Source organism: Amycolatopsis sp. M39 (assembly GCF_001651785.1).
GTDB lineage: Bacteria > Actinomycetota > Actinomycetes > Mycobacteriales > Pseudonocardiaceae > Amycolatopsis > Amycolatopsis rubida.
In genome coordinates this window covers 239,488-252,101 of sequence record NZ_LWSF01000005.1, presented here as the reverse complement: position 1 = coordinate 252,101, position 12,614 = coordinate 239,488, and the positions used below count along the sequence as shown (strand labels likewise).

9 protein-coding genes are annotated in these 12,614 nt (G+C 68.7%); 6 read left to right on the top strand and 3 right to left on the bottom strand.

The genetic code is table 11. The annotated features are described in order from the left end of the window. Window positions 1–3 precede the first annotated feature (3 nt). From A4R44_RS15630 to A4R44_RS15610, 5 genes are all read left to right on the top strand, one after another. On the top strand, window positions 4–1,122 hold the full coding sequence (locus A4R44_RS15630; RefSeq protein ID WP_067580614.1) for a hypothetical protein: 1,119 nt from the start codon (window positions 4–6) through the stop codon (window positions 1,120–1,122). A gap of 174 nt (window positions 1,123–1,296) precedes the next feature. After that, on the top strand, window positions 1,297–2,397 hold the full coding sequence (locus tag A4R44_RS15625; protein ID WP_067580612.1) for a class I SAM-dependent methyltransferase: 1,101 nt from the start codon (window positions 1,297–1,299) through the stop codon (window positions 2,395–2,397). A 63-nt stretch (window positions 2,398–2,460) separates the two neighbouring features. Next, window positions 2,461–3,729, top strand: coding sequence for an ATP-binding protein (locus tag A4R44_RS15620; protein ID WP_067580610.1), 1,269 nt, complete (start codon window positions 2,461–2,463; stop codon window positions 3,727–3,729). Window positions 3,730–3,955: 226 nt separating this feature from the next. Beyond that, a complete protein-coding gene (locus A4R44_RS15615; protein WP_067580608.1) occupies window positions 3,956–4,330 on the top strand; it encodes a hypothetical protein in 375 nt (124 codons plus the stop codon). 80 nt (window positions 4,331–4,410) lie between these two features. Continuing rightward, complete coding sequence (locus A4R44_RS15610; RefSeq protein ID WP_067580605.1) at window positions 4,411–6,384, top strand: tetratricopeptide repeat protein; 1,974 nt, start codon at window positions 4,411–4,413, stop codon at window positions 6,382–6,384. A gap of 221 nt (window positions 6,385–6,605) precedes the next feature. On the opposite strand, the gene A4R44_RS15605 is transcribed toward A4R44_RS15610, so the two are convergent. Further along, complete coding sequence (locus tag A4R44_RS15605; RefSeq protein ID WP_232791620.1) at window positions 6,606–7,832, bottom strand: hypothetical protein; 1,227 nt, start codon at window positions 7,830–7,832, stop codon at window positions 6,606–6,608. A 184-nt stretch (window positions 7,833–8,016) separates the two neighbouring features. Here A4R44_RS15605 and A4R44_RS15600 point away from each other — a divergent pair, with 184 nt between their 5' ends. Continuing rightward, window positions 8,017–10,995 carry a tetratricopeptide repeat protein gene (locus A4R44_RS15600; protein WP_067580603.1) on the top strand — a complete coding sequence of 993 codons (2,979 nt, stop codon included), beginning with the start codon at window positions 8,017–8,019 and terminating at the stop codon, window positions 10,993–10,995. A gap of 306 nt (window positions 10,996–11,301) precedes the next feature. Here A4R44_RS15600 and A4R44_RS45655 read toward each other — a convergent pair whose 3' ends face one another. Both A4R44_RS45655 and A4R44_RS15595 read right to left on the bottom strand, forming a co-directional pair. Beyond that, a complete protein-coding gene (locus A4R44_RS45655; protein WP_095213363.1) occupies window positions 11,302–11,502 on the bottom strand; it encodes a ferredoxin in 201 nt (66 codons plus the stop codon). Then, window positions 11,499–12,614, bottom strand: a complete 1,116-nt coding sequence (locus A4R44_RS15595) for an NADH-ubiquinone oxidoreductase-F iron-sulfur binding region domain-containing protein (RefSeq protein ID WP_095213403.1) — start codon at window positions 12,612–12,614, stop codon at window positions 11,499–11,501. The genes A4R44_RS45655 and A4R44_RS15595 overlap by 4 nt, the downstream gene beginning before the upstream one ends.

Here is a 12,614-nt window from a genome sequence, read left to right as displayed (position 1 = left end):
CCCATGACTGACCCGCGCTTCCAGCAGGAAGGCGTGGCCAACACGACTTATCCGTGCGGCGGGTGCGGCGCACGGCTGGAGTTCGCGCCGGGCACGACGGCCATGCAGTGCCCGTACTGCGGGTTCCGGCAGGAGATCGCCGCCGGGGAACGGCAGATCCGCGAGATCCCGTTCGCGGAGCTGGCGAACCTCGCGCGCAAGCCGGTGGGGTCGATCGGCAAGTACGTCTTCGTGTGCCAGCGGTGCGCGGCGAGGACGGAAACGAACGAGACCGCCAGCATGTGCCAGTTCTGCGGCGCGCCGCTGGTGATTGACCCGGGCGCGTCCGGACAGCTGGTGCCCGAAGGCGTGCTGCCGTTCGCGTTCGACCGTCCCGCCGTGAGCACGCATCTGAAGAAGTGGACCTCTTCGCGCTGGTTCGCACCAACCGCGCTGAAGAAGGTCACCACGGCGGAGTCCACGAAGAGCACGTACATCCCGCACTGGACGTATGACTCGCAGACCGTGTCGGTGTACACCGGTGCGCGCGGCGAGTACTACTACGTCACCGAGACCTACTACGACAACGGCGAGCGCAAGACGCGCCAAGTGCGCCATACCCGCTGGTATCCGGCGCGCGGGCAGGTCGCGCGGAACTTCGACGACGTCCTGGTGCCGGCGAGCACCCAGCTGCCGTTGCCGGAGCTGGACAAGCTCGCGCCGTGGCCGCTGCTCGATTCCGCACCGTACCAGCCGCAGTACCTCTCCGGGCACTTCGCGCTGCGGTACGACGTCGAACCGGAGAACGGCTTCGAAGAGGCGAAGAACCGGATGGCCCCGGTCATCGCCGACGACTGCAAGTACGACATCGGCGGCGACACGCAGCGGCTGAATTCGGTCGACACGCAGCACAACAACGTCACCTTCAAGCTGATGCTGCTGCCGGTGTGGGTCGCGACCTACGTGTATGCCGGGAAGAACTGGCAGATCCTCGTCAACGGCCGCACCGGCGAGATCCACGGCCAGCGTCCGTGGAGCAAGGTCAAGATCGCCGTCGCGGCAGTGCTGGCGCTGATCGTGATCGCGGTGATCGTCTACCTCATCGCGACCAAGGGCCACAGCACCGGAACGACCCACCACTGAGTTTCGCGAAGGATGTGATGTGCCGTGCTCATGGGCATGGTTCTCGGCGACCGCCGCTCCCGCGTTTCGCGGGAGCACGCGGGTTCGCCGCTGCCTTGATCGGCGGGAATCCTCGCCTGCTCTCCGCGAAGCGTCGACGGCTGCCTGGCCCTTCGACCCTTCCCGGGAGCATTCATGTCCACCGTCACGTGGACCGAAAACGGAACCACCCACACTGCCCGCTGGCATTCCGAAAACGGAACTCCGCCGCCGGGCCGCATTGTCGTCGTCGATGACCGGCTGACCGCTGCCGCCGCACTGCGCTTCGCCCGCGCGGGCACCGGAATGCTGTGGCGCGGCGATTTCCCCCACGCGCGACAGCTCGTGCGCGCCATGGACCGCCGGCTCCCGCGACCTTCGGGATCTTTCGCCAAAGTGCGCTCCGCTCGTGCGGAACGTGCGACGCTGCTCGGAAAAGTCCTGGTCGTGGTGGACGGCGACCATTCGCTTCAGCTCCGCCGAGCCCCGGACATCCAAGCCGCCTGCGAGCACGCGTTCGGCGGTTTGCCCGGCACGCTGCTCTCGTTGCGTGAGCTGCTCGGTGCCCTGAGCGCATATCAATGGCACCAGAAAGGCATAGCTATCAAGGCTTTGGGCGCTCGGCTTTATCCGGCGTACAGCGTGTTCGCGCCGACCCGCAGCGAATACCTCGACCTCGTCGCACAGGAGCCATTACCAGGCAACGGTTCTCCGGTCGTTTTCGATATCGGCACCGGTACCGGCGTGCTCGCCGCCATCCTCGCCCGGCGCGGTGCCGCCGAAGTGCTGGCGACCGACCTCAACCCGCGCGCCGTTCGCTGCGCACGGGACAACCTGCGGCGACTCGGCCTGTCCGATCGGGTCCGGGTCCTCGAAACCGACCTCTGGCCCGCCGAACAGCGGGCCGATCTGGTCGTCTGCAATCCGCCCTGGCTGCCCGGAAACCCGGCGTCGGCACTGGAACTCGGGATCTACGACGCCTCGTCCGCCATGCTGAACCGCTTCCTCGACGGCCTGCCCGGGCATCTGACGCCGCACGGCGAAGGCTGGCTGATCCTGTCGGACCTCGCCGAACACCTCGGCCTGCGGACCAGGGCCGACCTGCTCGCCCGGATCGCGGCCGCCGGGCTCGAAGTCGCCGGACGTCGCGAAACCACGCCACGGCACCGGCGCGCCACGGACAGTGCCGATCCGTTGCACGCACAGCGTTCCCGGGAGCGGACGGCCCTCTGGCGGTTAACCATGTCCAGAGCGTGACCCGGCGTTTCCACGCTGGACTGCACCAATCGAATATCCTCGCCGGAGACACGGGGAGGGACGATGCCCGTACCGGGTTTTGCCGTACCACGCCAGGAATTCGTGCGGACGCTGCTGCATCGCGGCAGCCCGCCGGAACGGCCGGACGCCGGGGAGGACCTCGGCGCGGTCGGCGACGCGACGCTCGCCCGCGCCGCGCGGTACTGGGTCGTCGTGCCCATCGCCTACCGGATCGCCGCGTTCGTGAAGGTGTTCATCGGGTTCGCCGCGGCCAACGGCGGTGCCGGACTGGTTCCGGTGCTGCCCGCGGCCGCGCTGGGCGTCGCGGCGAACGCCGGGTTCCTGTGGTGGCTGCTGCGCTCCGGCGGCCTGCCCGCGCGACGCACGCGGCGGGTGCTCACCGCGGACCTCGGCGCGGGCCTCGTGCTGAACCTGCTGATCGCGGTGCTCGCGCCGGACGCAGTCCAGCCATTCGCGATCGACGTCACCTGGACGTGGCTCGTCGGCTCCGTCGCGATGTGGGCCGGGACGTCCGGGTTGCCCGCGGCGTTGCTGCTGCTCGCCGCGGCGGTCCCGGTACGCGTCCTGCTGACCGTGGCGGGCGGGCTGCGGCTGGACAATCCGCTCGCGATCAACCGGTCGATCGGCTGCCTGGTCGCGCTGGCGGTGTCGGTCGTGGTGGCGTGCGGAATCCTGGTGCTGCTGGGCGTCGGCACCCGCTTCGCCCTCGACATCGGCCTGCGCCGCGGTCAGGAGGCCGAACGCAGGCGCACCCAGCGGCTGCTGCACGACAGCGTGCTGCAGACCCTGGAAGCGCTCGCGATCGCCCCGGCCGACGACGCCGACCACGCCGCCGAACGGCTGGCCCAGCTGCGCTCGGTCGCGCACGCCGAGGCGGCCGAACTCCGCCGGAGCATCACCGAGCCGATCGAACCGCGCACGGGACGCGGCTTCGTGGTCGAACTGGCCGACGTCGCCGCCGAAATGGCCCGCGAAGGTCTGCGCACCCAGCTCGTCGCCGCCGACTTCGCCGACGACGACCGCCTTTCCGCTGACCGGCGCACCGCGATGTGCGAAGCGGTGCGGGAAGCACTGCGCAATACGGTGAAACACGCCGGGACGAGCCGGGTCGTGCTCCGGGTGGAGGAACGCGACGGCGGGACGGCGGTGGTCGCGCGCGACCAGGGCCGCGGCTTCGACGTGCGCGAACGGGGGCCGGGGTTCGGCATCCGGCAGTCGATCGAAGCCCGGCTGGCCGAGGTAGGCGGCACCGGGCGGGTGGAATCCGCTCCTGGGCACGGGACCCGGGTAACACTCTGGGTTCCGCATTGACGGACCGGATCGGGTGATATCGCACCTCGCACTGTCCCGCCACGACGATTTCGGAAGAAATCGGCGGACTATTCCTTCTATTCAATCCACCTTTTGCGCACTTGTGTAACCATTTGATAACAAACAATCTCCGCGCATGCACCACGTTCGCAGGTTCACATTCCACACCCGCGAGGCTGATAATGGAGGGTCGTGCACAACAAGGGCTAGCCGCGGGAGCGCTTGCATGGACACGCCGGACGAGGCACGCGCGAATCGGGTCGAGCGGAATCGCCGGATGCTCGCATCGTGGCGGGCCGGTGCGTCGATCACCGAGATCGCCCGGGAGCACGGGCTGTCGCTGAGCTGGACCGGGCGGCTGCTGCGACAGGAAGGCGCCGTCCTGCCGGAAATCCGGCAGGGGGTGCGCCGCGAACTCGACGTTCCGCGAATAGTCCGGGAGTACGAATCCGGAGAAACCATTCAGCGGATCGCGAACGCGCACAAGGCTTCATACGGAACCATCCGTCGCTTGCTGCTGCGGGAAAAGGTCGCCATACGCCCACATGGCGGGCAGAACGCGCTCGATCGGCGCAGTACCGGCGATACCCAGCGTCACTAATCCCTTGCTCGGGTGACCCGTGCCTCGTTTTATTTCTTTTGTCGCCCCGAGCCGGTAGGGAGGAATAACGGGGGTGTGGAATGTCTGAAGCACGGCCAGGGGCGGCGGCGACGTCCAGCAGACCAGTGCGGGCGCCGGTCCAGCTTCCACCCGCACCGCCGGTACTGCTCGGCCGCACCCCGGAACTGGCCCGGCTGGACGAAATCCGGCTCCGGTCCGACCCCGCCCCGTCCGTCGTCGTGCTCACCGGCGTCGGCGGGATCGGCAAAACGGCGCTGGCCCTGCACTGGCTGCACGCCCATCGCACCAGGTTCCCCGACGGCATCCTCTGCACGAGATTTTCCTCCGAGGACAGCGAAACCGCGGAATCCGCGAGCGGTGCGCTGCACGGTTTCCTTACCGCACTCGGCATTCCGGCCGACGACGTCCCCGCCTCGCTCGCCCAGCGGGCCGCCGAATTCCGTGCGGTGACTACTGATCGCCGGTTCGCCGTGCTGCTCGACGACGTCCGGCGCAGCGCCGACGCCCGCGCCGTGCTGCCGTCCAGCCCGAACGCTTTCGTGCTCGTCACGAGCCGATCCCAGCTGACCAGCCTCACCCTGGACGGCGCGGAAATCCTTCCGCTGGAACCGCTTCCGGACAAACCGGCCCGCGAGGTGCTCGCGCGCCGCTCCGGGGAGCGGCAGATCAGCAAGGAGGACGCGGAAAACCTGCTGTCCGACTGCGCCGGTCTCCCGCTGGCCCTCACCATCACCGGCGCGAGGCTGCGCGTCCGGCCAAAACGCAACCCACACCAGGAAGCCCGGCGCGGACGCACCCGGCGCTTCGGCGATTTCACTGATCTCGCAACAGTTTTCGACGCCTCGTACGCCGCGCTGGACGATTCGGCGGCCCGGCTCTACCGAACCTGCGGCATCCTCCCCGGACCGCACCACGCCGTCGACGCACTCGCCGACACCCTCCAGAGTTCGCCAGCCCACCTTGACGACGCCGTCGACGAACTGATCGAAGCCAACCTCCTCCACGAATTGGAGGACGAAACCGTGGCCCAGCACGACGTCGTCCGCCACGACGCCCGGGTGCGCTCGGAACGCCAGGACGCCGAAGCCGACCGCGACTATCTCCTACACCGCTACACCCGTTGGTACCGCGACCAAACCGTCGCCGCGAGCACGCTCATTCACCCTTTCCGGCCGAACTTCGCCGCCGAAACCGTCGCGGCGACCGGATCTTTCGCCGACCGGGACCAGGCGGTGCGCTGGTGGCGGCGGGACCGCCCGGTCATCAACGCCGTCGCGAACGCCGCCTCGGCCCACGGCTGGGACGAGGAACTGTGGCAGCTCGCCGAAGCGTCCTGGGGATTTTTCCTGCACCACCGGGATTACGAACCGTTCCTCAAGCTGTGCACGGCCGGTCTCGCGGCCGCTCGGCGCTGTCAGCTGCCGCTGGTGGAAGCCCGGATGCACAGTCAGATCGGTTACGTGCACGAGCGGTTGCAGCGTTTCGAAGAGGCCGCCGCCCACCACGCCGCCGCACTCGAAATCGGCGAGCGGGAGCAGCACGGGCCGACCCAGGCCACCGCGCTTTCCCGAATGGCCAGGGACGCCCGCGCCCGCGGCGATCTCGAAGCCGCGCTGGACCTGTACGAGCGCAGCGCCGAGAAGCATGCCGAAATCGACCGGCCGCGCGGAGTCGCGATGGCCCGGCGCCGTCGCGGTGACCTGCTGGCGACCTTGGGCCGCGAGGACGACGCGGTGCGCGAGCTGACCGAGGCCGCCGCCTTCATGGAGGAAGTGGGCGACGCCAGCCAGCTCGCGCGCACTGTCGTCTCGCTCGCCGCGATTCACGCCCGTCGCGGCGACTATCACCAGGCGCGCGCGGAGCTGGTGAGCGCGCTTGAGGGAGTGGAACGGCTTCAGTCACCCCATTTCCAGGCCGAGGTCCTCACCGCGCTCGCCGGGCTCGAACGCGGCCACGGCGACGAGGCAAGCGCCGAGCGCCGTCTCGAGCAAGCGCGTCTCCTCAGCGGGGACTCCGCCGAGCCGCCGCACTGACCACACCGCTCCGCCGGGCCAGCGCACTGCCGCGGCGATCGCACCGGGCCACTCCGCGATCAGGTCATCGGCCTCGCCGGCAGTCGCGGCCCGAGCGCTGGACCGGACCACGACATCCGCGCTGACCGCCGACCGGGGTCCGGCCAGACCGACGTCCGCGACCAGCACCGGCATCCCGCGGCGCCCGGGCAGCGCGAGCCGGACTCGCGCGATCCCGGCGGTCATGCGTCCCGCCCGGGCAACGGCAGGGGAACCGCCGGCGACGGCGGATACGCCAGCGTGTTCGGTTCGGACAACTCCAGCAGCCGGTACATCGCCGACCGCAAAATCCCCGCCGAACAGTCGAGCCTCGTGCTGACGACCGGCAGCACCGCCGCGGCGAGCCTCGGGGCGGCGGCGATCGCGGCTTCCTCCTGGCGTTCGAGCGGCTGGTCCGGATCGAGCGGTTTCGCGTGTGCTCGCACGACGTCCGCGACGCTCCCGGTTTGCGGTCGCCCGTCCGGCAGCGACGCGAGCGTCACCGGCCTTCCCATGGCGGCCGCGTATCCGGTGGTCGAACCGTGGTCGCCGATCACCCAGTCGGCCGCGATCATCGTCGCCTGCCACCCCTGTTCGGGCGGGATCACCCGCAGCCCCGCTTCCTGGCACCGGCCGAGCCACGCCGTGACCTGGCGCCGCCCGTGCACCGCCCAAATATTCGGGTGCAACACCGCCGCCACCGCGTAGCGGTCTCGCGGAAGCGCGGCCACGATCGCCTCGTACATCGTCGGCACCCGGCCGAACGCCGAGTCAGTGAACCAGGTCGAACTCAAGACCACCAGCCGTCGCGAACCGACGCCCAGCGCCCGCCGGTACTGCTCGCGCAGCCCGCTCGCCGCCCGCATCCCGTCCAGGCAGATGTCTCCGGCCACGACCGCCGCGGGCACCGCCTCCGGGCACCGGTCGCGCAGCACCTCGACCTCGGCGTCGGTGCCGAGGCCCAGCACCGAGGGAAGCACCCGCCCGCGAAACGTGAGCGACTGCCGGTCGATCGCGGTCGTCTCGACGGTCGCCCCGCCCGCCTGCCTGCTGAAGCGACGCCCCGGTATCCGCCCGACCCCGTGCCCGATCAACAGCAGCGGCCCCCGCACCTGGTCGATCTGCTGGTCAGACGCGGCCAGCACCAGATCGAACCGGTGTGCCACCGCCTGTTCCCAGGGGAGCAGCAGACCGTGCTTCCCCCGCACGTACTCTTCCGCCCCAGCCCACCGATCGACGCTGTGCGGCACGGTGAACATCACCTGTACCCGAAGATCCTGCTCGAGCAGCGAGATCAGCTCAACCAGCCGCGTCCCGATCGTCACGGTCGGAACCATCGCCAGCACCGTGCGGCAGCCCGGCCTCGTCACCCGCGAAGCAGCGTCGAGACCGATCGGACCGCGTACCCATACGTCGTGCGCCATCTTCATCCCCTCTTCTCCAGAAGCCGACGAGCCGAGCCTGCGATCCGGTCCTGACCGGAGGCTTCCCGCGACTGGACACAAAGCGGACCGGAACCGGACAAGACAAATCCTCCGATGATCGTTATCCCGAAGCGGTCGCCGATTCACCGGATCAATGCGAAACTGGGCAATCGACGAGGGAGGACGTCGAATGGACTTCGCCTACGGAATTCTCGGGCAGACTGCGGTGCGGATGCACGGGAAGATGAATGAGCAGTCGGGAACGCCGCAAACCCGGAATATTCTCGGAATCCTGCTCACCCGGCCGGGCCAGCGCTTTTCCCGGGACGCTCTCCTCGCCTGGGCCTGGGACGACGACCTGCCAGGAAACCCGCACCACGCACTGCACAAAGCGGTCCACCGGCTGCGCGAAAGCCTCTCCGAAGCGGACTTGCCCGCTTCGATCGCCCGCTCCGGAGACGGCTATCTCGTCGATCTCGACGGGAGCCAGGTGGATCTGGCCGTTTTTCGGAAAAGAATGCAAAAGGCGCACGAGGCAGCGGATTTGGCCGATCATGAAACGGCGTACGAATCAGCCGCGTCCGCGCTTTCCCTGTGGCGCGACGAGCCGCTGGCGGGCCTCCGCACCGAACGCGCGGACAACTGGCGGGAGGACAAAGTAAAGTCCATGTTGCTTCCCGCGCGCCACCTGCTGACGAGTCAATTGCTCGCACTCGGCCGCCCCGACGAGGCCGCGGGCTGGATGCAGGAACTGGCACCCGAGCACGCCAGCCGCCTGGCGTTCGTCAAGCTGCAGATCCAGATCTACTACGCGCTCGGGCAGCCCCAACAGGCCCAGGCCCACTTCCTCGACGCCAACCGCCGGTTCCTCGACGACGCCGACGACACCGCCAAGGTCATGCTGAACGCCTTCCACGGCGAAATCCGGGACCGCTACGAGAACCCGCCCGCCCCCGCTGCCCCCGCTCCGGTGCGAGCCGCGCCGCCATCCCACCCGCTCCCCCGCGACCTCCGCGGATTCATCAGCCGCACCGGTGCACTGGAAACGCTGGACCACTGGCTCCGGCCGGACTCGCCGACCCGGTCGCCCGCCGTCGTGCTCAGCGGTCCGCCCGGGATCGGGAAGACCAGCCTCGCGGTCCACTGGGCGCACCAGACCGCGAACTCGTTCCCGGACGGCACGATCTACCTCGATCTGCACGGCTTCGGGCCCGCCCCGCGGCTCGAACCCCCGGACGTGGTCGATCGCCTGCTCCAAGACCTCGACTACCCGGTCGACCACGTGCTGGGCGCGGCGGCGAGAGCTGCCGTACTGCGGCAGCAACTGGCCGGCCGCTCCGTGCTGGTGATCCTTGACGACGCCGCGAACTCCGACCACGTGGACCAGCTCCTGAACGTGCTGTCCGAATGCGCGGTGATCGTGACCTCGCGCCGTCGCCTCAGCGCACTGGTCCGGCGGCACGAACTCGCCGCGCTCAGCCTCGATCGCCTCGACGACCGCGATTCCCTGGAACTGCTGGCCCGGCGCTTGCGAGGCCGCGGAGAACGGGAACCCGACGCGGCACGCCGGATCGCGCATCTCTGCGACGGCCTGCCGCTCGCGCTCACCCTCGTCGCCGAGAGCGCTGCACGCCGTCCGGGGCTGAGCCTCGCCACGATGCTCGACCAGCTGCGCGATCCGGAACTGCTGCTGAGCATCGGCGACGACGGCGACGACCAAAGCCTGCGCGCCGCGTTCTCGTCGTCGTACCAGCTGCTCGAACCACCGAGCCAGGCCGTTTTCCGGCTCTTCGGCCTTCATCCCGGCGCGGAAATCCACCTCGACACCCTGCTGTCCGCGGCCGGGCGGCCCGCCGCGGAAACCCGGCGCGCGCTGGAGACCTTGGTCGGCCTGCACCTGGTCGACCAGCCCGGCGACACCGATCGCTACCGAATCGTCTCGATCTTCCACCGCTACGCCCAGACGCTGAGCGATCAGGACTACGACCCGCGGCCCTTGCGGCGCTTGCTGTCGCATTACTACTGCACCGCGGACAACGCGCACCGAATGGCGCATCCGCACCGCGACCGCCCGCCGAGACTTGACCCGGAACCCGGCATCCGCCCGACGCGGTTCACGACCTCCAACGCGGCAACGCAATGGTTCTTGCGCGAACGAACGAATCTCGCCGCCCTCGCAGACCTCGCGGAGCAGCACCGTCATTTCGAAATAGCGTGCATGATGCCGCATCTCATTGCGGATACCCTGGCAAAGTACGGCTTTTACGACGAGATGAGTGGTGGCTTGGCCATCGCCGCGCGGGCCGCGCGAGAGAACAAGGACTCTCATGCAGAGGCATCGACTCTGAATGACCTCGGCGAACTCAACCTCATCCTCAGCAACTACAAAACAGCCGGGCACACGCTGAACCAAGCACTGGAACTCGCCACGAACGACGGATCGCCCATCGGGGTCTTGACAGTCACCATCAACTTTGCCCGGCTGTACCGGCAAACCGGTCGCTTCGCGGAAGCGATCGCGCTCTTCCGACGCTGCATCACGCACGCACAGCGCAACGGCGACCCGGTTCGCGAGGCGAAGGCGGAGCAGTATCTCGGCGAAACCCTGGCCGAACTCGACCAGTACGAACGCGCGCTCCCGCACTATCACCGCGCGCTCCATCTGCGCGCGCTCACCGGAGACACCGCCGGTCAAGCCACGACCTACACGACACTCGCCGAACTCCACCTTCGAGAGGAACAATTCGCGGTCGCCCACCGGCATTGCCACCTGGCGCAAGCCCAGATCGCCGGCGACCTCACCGCCACGATGCGGCTGCGCACCGTGCAAGCGCGCCTCGCCGCGGCCGAGCGCGACGACCGGGCCGCGCTGCGGTTGTCGCAGGAAGCCGTCGAGCTGGCCGCTCGGGCCCACAACGCGACCGGCCAGGCACGGGCGTTGGAGGCATTCGCCGAGATTCTGTACTCACGAGGGAATCGCGAAGACGCTGTTGCCGCCTGGAGTCGCGCAGCGGCCTTTTACCGGGGCCGCGGGAAGGACGCCAAGGCTAACCGCGTCGAAGAACGGCTGGCGGTGGCCCGTGACGCACACGTGATTCCACCGGCAAGGGACGGCGAGAGGACGGTCGCCATGCCTGCGCCGCGGCGGTCCTCAATCACGAATGGGTGAACTACTCTTTGCTACTGGAAGAACCTACCGCCCGTGCGAGAGTATCCCCGGGCGAGCTATTGCCACTTGCAGACAGGTACTCTAAGTAGGTCCGATTCACCGGCCGCACGGATGTAGCGATAGCTTGCGCCCTACGACGTCCACGTTTCGCGTAGACGTCTGACCGACCTCCCCATTAGGAGATTTCGTTGTTCCATCTAGTTGCGGCCTTTGCCGACTATGCCCCGTGGTTCACGGTAGCCGCCGGAGCGATTTCGGCATGGTGGCGGTGCTGATTCGCCACTGAATCCGGAGCTGGCGTTGTGATCACCGCGATTTCCGTAGCCGCAACGCCAGCGCCGGACAAGCCGCAGCCGCCCGCCGGGCTTCCGCCAGCAGTGGCTCAGGCACCGTTCCCCCGCGTACCACCGGGTAGCCCCATTCGTCCACAGTGATCAGTTCCGGTAGGATGTCCGCGCACAAACCGTGTGCGCGGCAAGCGATCGGGTCGACCGTCAGGCGGTTCATGCGGCACCCGCCGTGACTCGGCACGAGCCAGCCGCCAAGTGCGCCCGGACGTCGGCCGCGAAGACTCGCAGGGCGCTCGCCGCAAGGCGGACCGCGCCGTCCGGGTGGGCGCACGCACCGCGTCCGCTGAGGAGCGGGAGGCGGCGAGCGAGGCGGCCTGTTGAGTCGCGACCGGTCAGCAACTCGGCGAAATCGGCGGCGACGGCGGGAAGTCCGAACATGCACGGTCCACATTGGCGGGCTGATTCGGCGGCCAGTCCGGAAAGGATGTTCGCGGTCAGTCCGAGGCCGCAGTTCGGTTCCGGGAGCAGGTACAGCGAGGACAAGCCCGGTTCACGCCCGAGCGGCAAGGGATCGGCCAGCGAGCGCGGCATCCAGGTGCCACCGTAGCCGCCGATCAGGACTGCTTGTGCGGTAACGGATCCACCGACGCGGGCGAGAATCGTGGCGACCGGGGTGTCTGCGGGAACCTCCAGGACGCCGGGGCGGGTCACGGCACCGGTGACGGTGACCAGGTCAGTGTGGACAGAGCGGTAGCGGTCAGCGCCGATTCTGGCGACAATCGCGAATCGGGCCAGGGTTTCGACATTCTGTACCAGCGTGGGACGGCCGCGCAGGCCGCGTTCGATCGGGCGCGGGAATTTGCCGGTCGGGCGGGCATCGCCGGCGGACAGGAAATGCACCAGGGCGGTTTCCTCGCTGGCGACGTGTCTAGGCGGAACTGCGACCAGTTTGACCGGGATGGCGTCGCGGCGTTCGGCCAGAGCGGCTTGGAGCCTGCTATTTACCTCGTGCAGGCAGAGAAAGGCCTCGGTTGCCCCGACGGCGTAAGCGGCGAGCTGGATTCCGTCCAGGACTAGGTGCGGGGCAAGCTCCAGCAACAAACGGTCCTTGCTGCTGAACGGATCGCTCTCGCACCCGTTGGCGACCACAATGGACCGTCCCGGTGCGACAGAGCGCAGTTTCGCTGCGGAGGGGAAGCCAGCTCCGCCTCGGCCGCGGATACCGGCGGCGTCGATTTGATGGATCAGGGCGTCGCGGTTCAGGGTGTCGGGTAGTCCACCGTGGACAGACAGGTGGGCGGCAAGGTCTTGCCGGTGCCGGGGAAGCAC

Bases quoted from the DNA above. Each gene is read 5' to 3' on its own strand.
- A4R44_RS15630 (WP_067580614.1), top strand. From the start codon at position 4: ATGACTGACCCGCGCTTCCAGCAGGAAGGCGTGGCCAACACGACTTAT.
- A4R44_RS15625 (WP_067580612.1), top strand. From the start codon at position 1,297: ATGTCCACCGTCACGTGGACCGAAAACGGAACCACCCACACTGCCCGC.
- A4R44_RS15620 (WP_067580610.1), top strand. From the start codon at position 2,461: ATGCCCGTACCGGGTTTTGCCGTACCACGCCAGGAATTCGTGCGGACG.
- A4R44_RS15615 (WP_067580608.1), top strand. From the start codon at position 3,956: ATGGACACGCCGGACGAGGCACGCGCGAATCGGGTCGAGCGGAATCGC.
- A4R44_RS15610 (WP_067580605.1), top strand. From the start codon at position 4,411: ATGTCTGAAGCACGGCCAGGGGCGGCGGCGACGTCCAGCAGACCAGTG.
- A4R44_RS15605 (WP_232791620.1), bottom strand. From the start codon at position 7,832: ATGAAGATGGCGCACGACGTATGGGTACGCGGTCCGATCGGTCTCGAC.
- A4R44_RS15600 (WP_067580603.1), top strand. From the start codon at position 8,017: ATGGACTTCGCCTACGGAATTCTCGGGCAGACTGCGGTGCGGATGCAC.
- A4R44_RS45655 (WP_095213363.1), bottom strand. From the start codon at position 11,502: ATGAACCGCCTGACGGTCGACCCGATCGCTTGCCGCGCACACGGTTTG.